This window comes from Sulfitobacter brevis, assembly GCF_900112755.1.
Taxonomy (GTDB): Bacteria; Pseudomonadota; Alphaproteobacteria; order Rhodobacterales; family Rhodobacteraceae; genus Sulfitobacter; species Sulfitobacter brevis.
In genome coordinates, this window is record NZ_FOMW01000015.1 from 44,884 (window position 1) to 57,810 (window position 12,927).

12 protein-coding genes and 1 pseudogene are annotated in these 12,927 nt (G+C 51.9%); 7 read left to right on the forward strand and 6 right to left on the reverse strand.

Translation table 11 applies throughout. From position 1 onward, the window contains the following. Nucleotides 1–4 precede the first annotated feature (4 nt). The 5 genes from BM174_RS17145 to BM174_RS17170 all read left to right on the forward strand — a co-directional run bounded on the left by BM174_RS17145 (nt 5) and on the right by BM174_RS17170 (nt 7,319). Nucleotides 5–1,762: a thiamine pyrophosphate-binding protein gene (locus tag BM174_RS17145; protein WP_093925081.1), complete on the forward strand. Its 1,758-nt coding sequence runs from the start codon at nt 5–7 to the stop codon at nt 1,760–1,762. A 122-nt stretch (nt 1,763–1,884) separates the two neighbouring features. Beyond that, the gene (locus BM174_RS17150) at nt 1,885–2,415 is read left to right on the forward strand and encodes a MarR family winged helix-turn-helix transcriptional regulator (RefSeq protein ID WP_245766424.1); all 531 of its coding nucleotides are present in this window, start codon (nt 1,885–1,887) and stop codon (nt 2,413–2,415) included. Between the two features lie 227 nt (nt 2,416–2,642). Further along, complete coding sequence (locus tag BM174_RS17155; RefSeq protein ID WP_093925082.1) at nt 2,643–3,626, forward strand: TAXI family TRAP transporter solute-binding subunit; 984 nt, start codon at nt 2,643–2,645, stop codon at nt 3,624–3,626. A gap of 59 nt (nt 3,627–3,685) precedes the next feature. Continuing rightward, nucleotides 3,686–5,527: a TRAP transporter permease gene (locus BM174_RS17160; protein WP_245766425.1), complete on the forward strand. Its 1,842-nt coding sequence runs from the start codon at nt 3,686–3,688 to the stop codon at nt 5,525–5,527. Between the two features lie 511 nt (nt 5,528–6,038). Continuing rightward, nucleotides 6,039–7,319 carry a Rieske 2Fe-2S domain-containing protein gene (locus tag BM174_RS17170; RefSeq protein ID WP_093925085.1) on the forward strand — a complete coding sequence of 427 codons (1,281 nt, stop codon included), beginning with the start codon at nt 6,039–6,041 and terminating at the stop codon, nt 7,317–7,319. Between the two features lie 215 nt (nt 7,320–7,534). Here the strand turns inward: BM174_RS17170 and mazF are convergent, their stop codons facing one another. Continuing rightward, a complete protein-coding gene (mazF, locus tag BM174_RS17175) occupies nt 7,535–7,861 on the reverse strand; it encodes an endoribonuclease MazF (RefSeq protein ID WP_072628873.1) in 327 nt (108 codons plus the stop codon). A gap of 1 nt (nt 7,862) precedes the next feature. Beyond that, a complete protein-coding gene (locus BM174_RS17180; RefSeq protein ID WP_093925086.1) occupies nt 7,863–8,105 on the reverse strand; it encodes an AbrB/MazE/SpoVT family DNA-binding domain-containing protein in 243 nt (80 codons plus the stop codon). A 157-nt stretch (nt 8,106–8,262) separates the two neighbouring features. Here BM174_RS17180 and BM174_RS17185 point away from each other — a divergent pair, with 157 nt between their 5' ends. Beyond that, nucleotides 8,263–9,228: an IS110 family RNA-guided transposase gene (locus BM174_RS17185; protein ID WP_093925116.1), complete on the forward strand. Its 966-nt coding sequence runs from the start codon at nt 8,263–8,265 to the stop codon at nt 9,226–9,228. 445 nt (nt 9,229–9,673) lie between these two features. On the opposite strand, the gene BM174_RS21765 is transcribed toward BM174_RS17185, so the two are convergent. Continuing rightward, a complete protein-coding gene (locus tag BM174_RS21765) occupies nt 9,674–9,910 on the reverse strand; it encodes an SDR family oxidoreductase (protein WP_218152943.1) in 237 nt (78 codons plus the stop codon). Between the two features lie 272 nt (nt 9,911–10,182). Beyond that, entirely contained in the window at nt 10,183–10,479 is a 297-nt protein-coding gene (locus tag BM174_RS17195) for a hypothetical protein (RefSeq protein ID WP_093925087.1), read from the reverse strand. 757 nt (nt 10,480–11,236) lie between these two features. Here BM174_RS17195 and BM174_RS17200 point away from each other — a divergent pair. Then, a complete protein-coding gene (locus BM174_RS17200) occupies nt 11,237–11,668 on the forward strand; it encodes a BLUF domain-containing protein (RefSeq protein ID WP_093925088.1) in 432 nt (143 codons plus the stop codon). Nucleotides 11,669–11,687: 19 nt separating this feature from the next. Here the strand turns inward: BM174_RS17200 and BM174_RS17205 are convergent, their stop codons facing one another. Both BM174_RS17205 and BM174_RS21770 read right to left on the reverse strand, forming a co-directional pair. Beyond that, entirely contained in the window at nt 11,688–12,062 is a 375-nt protein-coding gene (locus BM174_RS17205) for a response regulator (protein WP_093925089.1), read from the reverse strand. Between the two features lie 524 nt (nt 12,063–12,586). Next, nucleotides 12,587–12,853 (reverse strand): annotated as a pseudogene (locus tag BM174_RS21770) (DDE-type integrase/transposase/recombinase); the annotation flags it as partial. Between the last annotated feature and the right edge of the window lie 74 nt (nt 12,854–12,927).

Genomic DNA, 12,927 nt, shown 5'->3' on the forward strand with positions numbered 1-12,927 from the left:
CAGTATGCCCGATGACCTTGATCGCCCGATCCGTAGTGAAATCACGAAGCGATACGGAAGTGATGCAATCGTAGAGATGATCCGCAAACTGGATACTCCCTATATCGCGCTCAATCCCGGATCGAGTTTTAGGGGCATTCACGACAGCTTGGTGAACTATCTCGGCAATCGAGATCCGCAAATACTTTTGTGTCTGCACGAGGAACATGCGGTTGCTATCGCGCATGGCTGGGCCAAGGTTACTGGTAAACCACTGGCGGTTATGCTGCACGCAAATGTTGGATTGATGCATGCGGCGATGGCTCTTTACAACGCATGGTGCGACAGGGTGCCCATGATGGTCTATGGCGCCACAGGTCCGGTGGATGCCGCCAAGCGAAGACCTTGGATCGACTGGCTGCATACTTCGCGCGACCAAGCATCCATCGTGCGTCCCTATGTCAAATGGGATGACCAACCCAGTTCGCTGGAGGCGTCGCTGGCTTCCATGGTGCGTGCGTCGACGATCACGCGCACAGCACCGATGGCCCCTACATATGTATGTTTCGACGTCAGCGTGCAGGAAGAACAGATCGATGTTATGCCCGATCTCCCTGATCCGGCCAACTATGCAATGCCGCAAGTGCCTGCAGTCTCGCAGGAGGACGCCCACCGCATTCTTGATCTGCTGGCGACTGCTAAAACGCCGGTGTTTCTGATGGGACGGGTGTCGCGCGATAGCGACGCTTGGGACCGACGAGTTGCACTCGCAGAGCGATTTGGCGCTCGGGTGGTCACCGACATCAAAACTGCCGCAGCCTTTCCGACCCGCCATCCACTTCATGCTGGTGCGCCAGGATACTTCATATCCCAAGAAGCGGGAGTCGCCATCGCGTCGGCTGACGTTGTTATTTCTTTCGATTGGGTCGATCTTGCGGGAACCATGCATCAAGCTGGGGTGACTGTTGGCAGTGCGCGCGTCGTCAACATCTCCTTGGACCCGCTTTTGCAAAACGGTTGGTCATTCGATCACCAAGCCCAACCGGCCTCGGACCTATCTATGTTGGCGGACCCAGATGCGGTCATAACCGCCATCTGCGATTCTGCTGGAGTCAGGGGTGCAGGGAAGTTGGCGCTCGCTACGACTGATCACCAGTCCGCGCGGGTCGGGCCTGGCGCCAAAATCTCGATTGATGGCTTGTCGGACATTTTGGCTGAAGCCCTGCGTGACGTACAGCCATCTTATCTTCGCCTAACGCTCAGCTGGAACGGCGAAAAATGCGATTTCCGTTCGCCACTCGATTATCTTGGATACGACGGCGGTGCAGGGATCGGGTCAGGTCCAGGGATGGCTGTGGGAGCCGCGCTTGCCCTCAAGGAAAGCGGAAGATTGCCCGTTGCGGTCTTGGGGGACGGCGATTTTTTAATGGGGGCGACGGCAATTTGGACTGCGACCCATCATCGTGTACCGCTACTAATTGTAGTTGCAAATAATCGTTCATATTTTAACGATGAAGTGCACCAGGAACGGGTCGCGATCATGCGCGATAGGCCTGTTGCGAACAAGCATGTCGGTCAAGCGATTGGCGAGCCGGATATAGACATCGCAGCAATCGCGCGTGCGCAAGGTGCATTGGCGTTCGGACCGGTTGAGGACTCAAGCACACTCGTTCATACTCTGCGAGAGGCCATTTCCGAGGTGCAATCTGGGAAAACTGTGGTCGTAGAAGTACGTGTCGCACAAGGGTACAGCGCCACGATGACCGAAGGAATGACGCAATGATAGTTATCGCGCTATAGCAGTTCTCAGATCTTTCCTCTATTCAGCGGATCACTGACTGCGACGTGGGTCGCTGCTGTGAAAGGCTCTAATGTCAAGCAATAGTAAAATGAAAATCTGAGCGAATGGTCGACGAAAATATGTTGGAAGATATCGCCTCCGAGCAAGAGAGCTACCAAGATGAGCGTATCGCGCGCCTCATCCGACTTGCCGCAAGATCTTTCAATCGCTCGCTACAGATGCGGTTAACCACCGAAGGCATGACCTTCGGGCAATGGATATTCCTTCGGATCCTGTGGGAACACGATGGCTTGTCGCAACGCGCACTCAGTGAAAAGGCTCATTTGACTGAACCTACAACGCATACAGCACTGTCGCGCATGGAGGATCTGGGGCTGATCGAACGCCGCAAAGTTGGAAGCAACAAGCGGAGACAGCATGCATTTCTGACTCGTAAAGGCCGGGAATTGCGCGACCGTCTGGAACCACTCGCGATCGAGACTAACGACCTCGCCTTAGCGGGTCTTTCGAATGAGGAGGTTAGGGTACTTCGGCACGCGCTCGATGTGGTAATTCGCAATCTTGAGCAGGACGAGGTCGAGTCAGCCAGCCGAGGTGTCCGCGTTCCATCCACACGTTCGCTTCAACAGATCTGAAACCTAATTTTTCAACCTAATCGTGATTTAGATGTTCGGGGTTGATCCACCCAGAGCGCGTTTGCGCGCATGCCCTAAAGATAGATATCTAAGTTGTTGACTGATGTTATCTCACATATTAGAAAATAGATGTCTAAGTTGTTACCTCGGACCATAGGTCCGTTTGACAATCAGATTACGACATCAGTCCTAATCGGGAGGTTGGGCTGCACATTAGGGAGGATTCTATGAAACTATCTGTTTTGGCGGCTGCCGCTGGCATCGCTTTAAGTTCGACTATGGCGATTGCCGAGCCGGTTAACTTAACTCTTTCTGGGGGCAATCCAGGTGGCCTCTGGTCGCTCTTGGGCGCGGGTATTGACCGAGCGACAAAAGTCGATGACGCGAACTCAGTCGTGACATACCAAGCAACGGGTGGCGGTTTCGCTAATATTGGCCTTTTGGGTGCAAACCGCACAGATTTGGGCCTGATGCACGACGCCGAGGCCAAGATAGCCCTACAAGGGGGCGAGCCTTTCAAAGCGCCAATAGAAAATTTGCAGGCCATCGGTTATCTTTATAACTGGGCACCCATGCATTTTTTCTTGGAACGATCTGTGGCAGAAAAATATGGCATCGATAGTCTCGACGATATTGCAGGAAGCGGTGCACCGCTTCGGATTGGCATTAACCGTTCCGGCAATATTACTTCCAACGTTGCATTGATGATGCTGGAAGAGGCAGGTGTAACAGAAGAGTCGTTGGATAAGGCTGGCGGACAGTTCGTTCGTGCAGGCGCCAACGAGCAGGCAGATCTGATTCAAGACGGCCGTCTTGATCTGATCACCAACGGCATATTTGTCAATCACTCGTCATTCCGTGCAGTGGACCAAAATTCTGACGTTGTCCTGCTGACAGTGCCTGCTGAGATCATTGAGGCAACTAATGCCGCGTTCGGAACAGGGACCATGACCATTCCAGGCGGCAGCTATTCCAACCAATCTGCCGATGTAGCCAGCGTTGCTCTTGGTGCGATTCTAGTGGCAACCGATGCCATGCCAGATGACGTTGCGGCTTCGCTTGCGACATCGCTGGTAAATAATATCGACGAAGTTAGGGCAGTGCACAGTTCTATGAAAGAGCTGACACCTGAATTGCTTGCTACGCCAAGTGTGCTCGACTTTCACCCGGCTGCGGCTGAAGTTTATCGTAAAGCGGGGCTGATCAAGTGATTGGATCACTCGTTGCAACCGGTCGCAGGCGTATGCTTGCGGCCGCTTCGCAAAGAGCCTTGATCATCGCTGCGGCTGTGTTTGCGACCTGGGTTGTTTATGCGAATCTTTTTACGATCTCCGACCCTCTTATTTTGGGGATCCTCTTCGTCTGCGGTATCTATTCGATCATGTTTGCCGCGATTGGAGCCACGCCAAATGCGCCTGACCGTGTGCCATTTTATGATTGGGTGATGTCCGGTTTGAGTCTGGCCTGTGGCGTTTTCTTTTTCGTAAACGCCGGAGAGATATCCGACCGTATCAGCCTGCTCGAACCGTTTACGACGGCGCAGTTGTTTTTCGGAACTGCATTGTTGCTACTGACGCTTGAGGCAACTCGCAGAACGACTGGAATGGGTTTAACCTGTGTTGTCCTGCTGTTTTTGATCTACAATCTTTTCGGGTCGCTTTTGCCTCCGCCATTTGGACACGGTATTAGTGAGTTTACATACCTGCTTGATATCTTGGTCTTCACCACGGACGGCGTGTTCGGTGTTCCGATCCAGGTTGTTGCCAGCTACGTGTTCCTATTCGTAATGTTTGGTACTTTCTTGTCAAAAGCGGGGGGAGGCGAGTTTTTCTTCAACCTCGCGGCCTTGCTGACTGGGCGGTCACGGGGCGGGCCTGCCAAGATAGCGGTGATTTCTTCCGGACTTTACGGCACTATGTCGGGCAGCCCGACATCGGACGTTGTGGCGACAGGCTCCATTACGATACCTGTTATGAAAAGGCTTGGGTACAGTGCGCGTTTTGCCGGCGCAGTTGAGGTAGCCGCCTCCACAGGGGGAAGCGCGATGCCCCCGATCATGGGGTCTGCCGCCTTCATACTCGCCGAATACACCGCAGTACCATACAAAGAAGTTGTTTATGCTGCGATCTTGCCCGCTTTGCTCTATTACATGGGGGTATTTACACAAGTACACCTTCGCGCTGTCCGGCATAATCTGCGTCCCTCGGACGACGAAATCCCGACTTTAAAGAGCACGTTTTCAACCGGATGGGTTTTTGTCATCCCGATCGTTGGGATCGTCTCAGCACTTATGGTTGGATATTCTCCCACATTTACGGCTGGGATAGGGGTCTTGGGGGCAGTATTCGCGGCGACACTGTTAAAAGCCACGAGGCTGACGCCTTGGCAAATCGTCGAAGGATTGGGCGAAACCACACTGCGCATCCTGCCGGTCGCCGGTGCCTGTGCCGCTGCTGGTTTGGTGATCGGTGGGCTATCGATGACGGGTCTTGGGATGAAGGCTGCGAATGTGATATTGACGATCAGTGGTGAACAACCAGTTGTCACCCTTATAATTGCTGCTGTTGTCACAATCATCTTGGGCCTTGGTATGCCAACACCGAGCGCCTACATCCTTGCGGCAGTTTTGGTTGGTCCTGCGCTCGCAAAGCTCGGTTACCCAATTCTACAAAGTCACATGTTCCTTTTGTATTATGCTGTGCTTTCGGCGCTCACCCCACCTATTGCGGTGGCAGCGCTGGCAGCTGCGGCAATTGCAGAGGAAGATCCGTTCAAGATAGCGTTTTCGGCAGTCAGGTTGGCTGCTGTCGGCTTCCTTTTGCCCTTTGCGTTCATCTGGAATCCTGGGCTGTTGATGCTGGGCGATACCACCACAAACGTTCTAGCTCTAATTGGCGGAATTCTTGCAACAGGCGCAATCGCTATCTCAATTGAAGGGACAGTGGGTATCGAGCTGCGATACTGGGAACGCATAATGTTAACTTTTGCAGCAGTTGCGGCGGTGGTGCCAATTGGCTTTGTGTCTGTCTCAGGGATGCTGATCATTATGGCATTCGGTGTGCGCTATACGGTGCTCCTGCAAAAGCGACGTGTGGTTAGCGCTACCGGATAATCATGCGCTGTTTTCCCTGAAATCAACTTGGGATGCATTTGTGCGTATCCCAAGTACGCTCCATTGATCGCTCATCAAAGGATGCACCGGCCGATGTATTTATCGGCTTTGGACCACCCGACGCGACTAAGACCTGAAACTTTTAGGAAAGTAAGATGCCGGACACAAAAGCGCTCGCAGAACACAAGCCCCCTGCCTTTTGGAAGCGTTGGGCAATTAGCATGCTCGGGGTCTATCCGCCGCTCGTGGTATTGGTTTTGGCTACGCAAAGTATGTTGCAAGATGTTCCGGTTATCGCGTCACTGTTCGTGATCGCCGTCTGTCTGACAGGGTTAACGACGGGGCTAATATTACCGTTTCTCCACCATCGTTTCCATCGTTGGTTGAACACTTAACGAAAGGCGAAACCCCGCCATCTGATAGGCAATCTCGTATAGATCATGTCTTGACGGAAAAGCTTAGATAGCTAAAAATATGAACGCTTCATTCATGAGGCTCCGAGGAGAATACAATGCTTACATACGAGGAAAACGAACTGCTGACCCGCGTGACCGGCGATGCCCCGATGGCACAATTGATGCGTCAGCACTGGACGCCTGTTTGTTTGCTCGAGGAAGTAGACGAACCTGACGGAAAGCCTCTTCGGGTCGAAGTACTTGGTGAAAGCTATGTGGCCTTTCGCGATACTAAGGGAAGGCTGGGGATGCTCGACGAGCTATGTCCCCACCGCAAGGCCTCTCTGGTGTATGGCCGTAACGAGGACTGTGGTCTGCGCTGCCTTTACCATGGGTGGAAGATGGATGTTGAAGGAAATGTCGTAGCAATGTCGTCCGAGCCGGAGGGTAGCCCGTTGATGGACAAGGTCAAAGCGCGATCCTACCCGGTAGAAGAATGGGGAGGATTTGTCTGGGCCTGGCTCGGGGACAAGGACGAAATGCCAGCATTTCAGGCTCCGGCCTTTGCGCCAGACGAGAATACTCCAGTCTCAATCCTGAAAATTCGCATTCCAGCGAATTGGGCTCAGATCCACGAAGGGCAAATCGATAGTGCCCATTCTTCGTCGCTCCATTCCTCCACAATGAAGCCTGCCCGGGTAGAAAGTGCTGCTGCTGATGAAAAATCGTGGTACCGTCCGTCGACCGACAAGTCGCCCAAGATGCAGACGGAGACAACGAGCTACGGCTTTCATTACGCTGCGATCCGCAAACCCATCAAGAACGCCAAGGCGAACAACTACCTTCGGATTACGGAATTTGTCGCACCATATTATTCGCTCATTCCCCCAAATAACAACTACAAGGTGGCAAGCGTCATTGTTCCAATCAGCGATGACGAGACGGCATTTCACTTCATAGCTTTTGGGGGGCCAAACGTTCCATCGACAGAAGAATGGCGCGCATTCAACCACGCCGTTCCAGGTGAAAACCTCGACGGGAAATGGCGGAGCAAACGAACTCTTGAGAATGATTTTCTCCAAGACCGAGAGATGATGAAGGGTGGCCATTTCACCGGTGTGCTCGGCATACCGAACGAGGATATCATCATGTGGGTGTCCATGGGCAGCCGTGTTCAACGTCATACTGACACGCTAGGCGCATCAGATTTGGCGATCGTTGAATTCCGGCGTCTTATGGTAGACGCCGCCCAGAAAGTAGCTGGTGGAGGGAAGGCAATAGGAACAGAGTCTGACGTGCCTCAGGCAGACATCGCCTCTCACGAAGGTGTGCATCCTAAGGATGTGGATTGGCGCACCCTTGTCGGCACAAAAAACTCTCTCTCAGCTGCTGAATGAAAACTGGAAAAAGCTGATGTAACGCCCACTCAGTTTTTCTGAGTGGGCAGCTTTTCGATATTTATAGTGGGTAACTTGGCCTCTGATTGCGTGCATCGCCGATAGTCCTGAGAACTCAGCAAATGAAGATATATTTAACATAAGATAGATTACCGGTATTTTGTAACATTTTGATTTACATCAATAATATTTCACATATGGGCAAAAAATCTACCTCACCCCTGGATCAAGGCCACGGATTTGGCGCGCACCTCTGCTAGCTCCGTTGAGGTAACTTGGCCTTTTCGCTTTGCTTTTCTCACTTTCCAATCCAGGCTTTTGACCTGATCTGCAAGTGCTGCGCTGGTCTGCGGCCCATCGATGACCACTTCGAACGGATATCCCTTCAACTTTGTCGTCATAGGACAGCAAAGCATCAAGCCAATCTTGTTGTATTTTGCCGGACTCAAAACGAGTGCTGGACGGTGTCCGGCTTGCTCATGACCCGCTTGCGGATTGAATTGGAGCCATACAATGTCACCGGCTTCTGGGATGTAGGCCATATCAAAGAGCTTCTTGGCCCAATGGTCCGCCCGTTTCTATCGCTTCGTGACAGTTTTCGCTGGTAATAGTTTCCAACAAATCGTCCAACAAGAATTCTGGCGATTGATCCGGTTCGATAATGATGCGCCCATTTTCTTCACGTACATCAACGGGTGTATCGAGCGATAGCTTCGCTGCCTGCATAATGGCTGCAGGTATCCGAACGGAGGCACTGTTACCCCACTTTTTCACAATCACGCGCATGTCTCATCCTCAACTTGAACCCGAGACATAAGCTCAACGGGAGCATGTGTCAACATTGTTGATACCCTGAGAATCTGATGGATTGGATGCCCCTCCTGCCGGTTTATACTTGAACCGAGGCACCCCAGAAAAGGGTGCGATTATGGGGGATAAGACTATGGAAAATATACATATATTAGGCGTAGACTTGGCCAAGCGCACATTCGCGATCTGCGGGGCCGATAAGAAAAGTTATGTTGTATTTAGGCAAAAGTTGACCAGACCGCAGTTCCAGAAAACCCTCTCAAATCTGCCTCCATGCATCATTGCCATGGAAGCTTGCGGGTCCGCACACCACTGGGCTCGTGTCGCTCAAGCAGCAGGCCATGAAGTCCGACTTATCCCCGCACAATACGTCAAAGCCTTTGTCAAACGCCACAAGAATGATGCTATTGATGCAGAGGCTATAGTCGAAGCTGCTTCACGGCCTTCCATGCAAACCGTTGCGGTGAAAGACGAGAACCAGCAAGCTCAGGGGATGATTTTTCGGACGCGAGAGATGTTTGTTAAGCAACGAACCCAGCTGATCAATGCAGTCCGGGCCCACCTGACAGAATATGGAATCGTACTGCCGCAGCAACGCCGCAATGGCCGCTTGTTTGCAAAGCGCTGCCGTTCGGAATTCGACTCTGCGCCGGAAATTGTCACTTCTCTGATCGAGATATATCTCAAGCAGATTGAGGCCGTTGATGTTGAAGTCGCCGCATTGGATATCAAAATCAAGAAAGGTGCATTGAAGAACGCTGAAGCGCGTAGATTGCAAACCATGCCGGGTGTCGGTCCAATGTCCGCCATGGCCATTCAAGCCTTCTGCCCCCTGCCCAGAACTTTCGGCGGCAAAGATCGGCTCGGGAGGATTACGAAGATGGGTCAGCGAGATGTCCGCAAATTGCTAATCATCGGCGCCATGTCTGTGATCAGCGCGTCTGAACGGAAAGGACATTGCGAAGATCCTTGGCTGGAGCGTATGCTAGCAAAGAGACCGCGTATGGTTGTTGCTGTCGCATTGGCAAACCGAATGGCCAGACGGCTTTGGGCAATGATGACCAAAGAACGTGATTACGAAATTCAGGTCGTCGCCTAACAGCGCGGCCAGGATACCGGCAGGACTGAAAGGACGAAGGATAAGTTACGGAACACGACGATCAGGAGATCGGCAGCGGAAAAACCAGGATAAGATTGTGGCCCTCGAGCCCGTTAATCTGATTTGGAACCGCGTCGCGTATCTCCATAAAGGCCCGCCGTCAGTGAAACGGCACTTCTGAGGCCGGACACATGACTGCACCTGATCTGCCCGTTCCAAGACCTTGAAATCGCTCACAGTAACCGGGGCATCCACACATATCTTATGTTAAGCTTAAATTGGTAATAGAGCGAGGTTCTCGGCCCGGGTTAGCGCCACCATCAAGACCGGACCTGTCACGCTTTGATGTCGCCCCAAATCTTCGTTTGAGCCACCTTGCGTTTGAAAGCGACAGGGCTTTTCCAGCCCGAGTTTAAGAGATGACGTCACCAACAATAAGTGAATGTCACCCCCGCGTATGCCAACCGTTATCAACATAATGTGCGGTTTCATTTACAAAACTTGCCTCGTTTGACGCCAGAAAAGTGACCGCTGCCGCGACTTCTTCAGGCTCGCAGATGCGACCTTGAGTGGCGGCAAGATCGCCGTCTTCCCATTGCTGGCCGGCGGCGTTCAATTCCGCAATTTCGCGAATGCCGTGCGCGGTCTTTGCGAAAGCGGGGCAAATCGCATTACAGCGAATGCCTTGGTCTCGATATTACACGGCAATGGTGCGGGATAACTGCAAGACCGCCCCTCTGGACATGCAATACCAGTTTTGTCTGACAGTGCCGCTCAATGGAATGGGCGAAGATGCACAAGAAAATTAATAAGTTTGTGAGAGAGATGCTGCGATAGAATTGGGTTCTATGAAGCCTAGGCCGTGAGTCTGCGCGGAACGCCAAAACATATCCATTAGGTGTAAAGAAAAAGGCCCAGTCACATGACCGGGCCTTTTTATGCCATTAACAACTATTAACGGCTGTCGTTGCCGGGGCCGTAGCCACCGTAGATGTAACCTTCACCTGGCGACTGGATGCTGCTGCGGGTCGACATGGAGGCATCAACGCCAGAGTTGTCGCTGGTGTCTAAGCGCAGGTCGGCGGCACGCGAGGAGCGGTCTTCGCCGACCACGGTTTCACGGATTTCGCTGGAATATTCGATTGCGGACTTTGATGTATCCAAGCGCAGGTCGTTGTATCGCGTGGACTCATCGGCAAAAGCTGCGGTGCTAAACAGGGCGGCGGCGGTGGTTGCAATAATCAGTTTCATTGTAGTGTCCTAGTCATTCAATCATCAGGCACAGTCTGCTGCGCCTCGGTGTCAGGGAAAGAACGGCTCGTCGGCGCAAAAGGTTTCCGCATTGCAGCAAGTGACGCTAGGTGAAGGGGCATATCGAAGCACGGGACTGACACTGTGCTAAAATGTTTGTAGTTTATTAACAACATCTTACCAGACAATTTCCGCGCGCTTTACTCCGCATCACAACAAGTTCACGCTTCCGTGCTCAATATGACTGAACGCCAAGTGCGGGTGTCAGAGAACTATTTAGACACCGGTCCCGCAGGGTTCACGCCAAGCGGAAAGTTCAAAGCAGCGGTAAAGCCGCTTGCCTGTCCGGGCGTGGGGGAACTGATATTAAGTACTGTCCCGGATTGGCTGCACAACTCCTGCACAAAGGAGAGCCGAAACCATCCGACAGCGGCGCATTAGATAGCACCTAAGCCAAAGGCATGTGGCAACGCACATACCAGCGCAAACGCATTATGATTGGGAGGAACGAGAACCAAGCAAACCGCGCCTTCATAGCAAAATTTGCGCACCTAATCAGTGTGGAGGAGCATAGGATGTATTTTGATGAGGTTGAATTAGACATCGAGGGATGTTGAAAATTTCGGAATGCCGTCTAGCTTGTGTGACAAGTTGACGCGAGGACAAACACACTCCTACTATTAACAAATGGGTCATAGTCTCTTACCTAGTGGATCAGCAGGTTCTTTGGTGAATTGACTTGCGGACAGGACCAACGATGCATGATCATACTACACCAAAGCTTCATCACATTGCGTATGTAAGCCTCTCTATATGGCCGTTGGGTCCGACGCTTTTGTCCGATATCCTTGAGGTTTCGCAGCGAAATAATGCGCGGGATGGGATAACCGGAATTCTCAAGTACCACGACCAGCAATTTTTTCAAATTCTTGAGGGTGAGCAGTCTGCTGTTCAACTTTGCTATGAGCGAATAGTTCGAGATCCACGCCATGTTAACGTGTCTCAAATATTGGATGATTCAATCAAGAGTAGAACATTCGCCAACTGGGCCATGTCATATGCGGGCCCCGATGAGATTGGCCCATATACCCCGACGCCACTCAAGGCCCGAGCCGATTTCAAGGGTGACGGAAAGGCCTCTAGCTGTTTGGCTTTGGAGCTTGCATATCAAATCTTCCTGAAAGCGTAAGCCATACCTAAGATCCAAATTAAACTGTCTGATTTAAAACCGATTGGACTTCCGAGCTCAATGTTAGCGGGTCAAAAGGTTTAATGATCACCTTTTCCGCACCCAAGTCTAAGAGTTCCTTCTCTTCTGACGGTTGAACACGAGCAGTCAGGAAGATTACCGGAACCTCCTTAAGGTGAGGCATCTCACGCATTTTTTTCAGGGTTTGCCGACCGTCCATGCCCGGCATCATCACGTCGAGCAGCAATAGATCCGGCACGAAATCTTGAACGACAATCAAGGCCTCCTCGCCTGACGCGCATTGGGTCAAAACGAAGTCGCCAGATAACTCGAACGATATTTTTGCTATTTCACGGATGTCTGGGTCATCTTCTACATGCAGAATTTGGATCATAGAATCATATCACCTAAACGTTGGTTGCCCAGAGGCACGCAAATTTTTTCGTAGAAAGGTAAGCCAACATCTAAATACTTAGTCGGCTCGTCCCAAGGTCAAGACATCCCGGGCACCAGTTTTTTCAAGACAATGTCATCTCTGAGTCGCATTGATTTGGAAGGAGTCGTATCAAGCTACCAGTATCTGGAAGCGGTGCGCAAGGTAGCTAAACAAGGCGGCGTGTTAGGGCTTCATTCAAGGTATTGGCCCAAGCGCGTTACGGCTGATTGAAGCGGAGGCGTAAGAACTTGTTCTTGCGGAGAGCGGTACCGCGACCATTCGCCAATTTAGTAGAGCGTCAAAATTGAGACAAAAAAGCTGAGATGTAATTTCAAATTGGCGGTTGGAATGGGGGACGCTCAACGCACCACACACCCTAAGATGCTTGTTTTTAGCAAAATATTTTGATGTAGTGGCGGTGCTGTCAGACGAATTTGAACCAGTTTCAGTATGACCCTGTATGCCGGAACATATCCGAAACAAAGCTGGCGCCACTCGGCGAGAGCAGCGCTTCGGTTGAGTTTGAAGTTGTCTCGTAAGTAAAGGTGGCGTTCCTTGTTGAAGTGGTTGTGGACCGAAGAATGGACAGCGGCAAACTTTTGCAAACATCGCATCTGTCGGAAGCGAAGCATGGCCCGTTCACGCCGTCGGAACGGCTGGTGTGAGTTTTCAGAACGATTGTTGAGCCAGCGGCCCGTTTCCTGCTTTGGCGCGTTGCCGATAACCTTCATCGCCGCCCCGTAGGATCGAAAGCAGGGCTCTCCACTTCCAATCCGACACATGCATGCAGCGGCGCCCTTTCGAACGGCAAAGCAGACCTCGA

What these genes read in the sequence shown, in the direction of transcription:
- BM174_RS17145 (WP_093925081.1), top strand. Translation starts at nt 5, where the DNA reads ATGCCCGATGACCTTGATCGCCCGATCCGTAGTGAAATCACGAAGCGA.
- BM174_RS17150 (WP_245766424.1), top strand. Translation starts at nt 1,885, where the DNA reads ATGGTCGACGAAAATATGTTGGAAGATATCGCCTCCGAGCAAGAGAGC.
- BM174_RS17155 (WP_093925082.1), top strand. Translation starts at nt 2,643, where the DNA reads ATGAAACTATCTGTTTTGGCGGCTGCCGCTGGCATCGCTTTAAGTTCG.
- BM174_RS17170 (WP_093925085.1), top strand. Translation starts at nt 6,039, where the DNA reads ATGCTTACATACGAGGAAAACGAACTGCTGACCCGCGTGACCGGCGAT.
- mazF (WP_072628873.1), bottom strand. Translation starts at nt 7,861, where the DNA reads ATGGCCTACATCCCAGAAGCCGGTGACATTGTATGGCTCCAATTCAAT.
- BM174_RS17180 (WP_093925086.1), bottom strand. Translation starts at nt 8,105, where the DNA reads ATGCGCGTGATTGTGAAAAAGTGGGGTAACAGTGCCTCCGTTCGGATA.
- BM174_RS17185 (WP_093925116.1), top strand. Translation starts at nt 8,263, where the DNA reads ATGGAAAATATACATATATTAGGCGTAGACTTGGCCAAGCGCACATTC.
- BM174_RS17195 (WP_093925087.1), bottom strand. Translation starts at nt 10,479, where the DNA reads ATGAAACTGATTATTGCAACCACCGCCGCCGCCCTGTTTAGCACCGCA.
- BM174_RS17200 (WP_093925088.1), top strand. Translation starts at nt 11,237, where the DNA reads ATGCATGATCATACTACACCAAAGCTTCATCACATTGCGTATGTAAGC.
- BM174_RS17205 (WP_093925089.1), bottom strand. Translation starts at nt 12,062, where the DNA reads ATGATCCAAATTCTGCATGTAGAAGATGACCCAGACATCCGTGAAATA.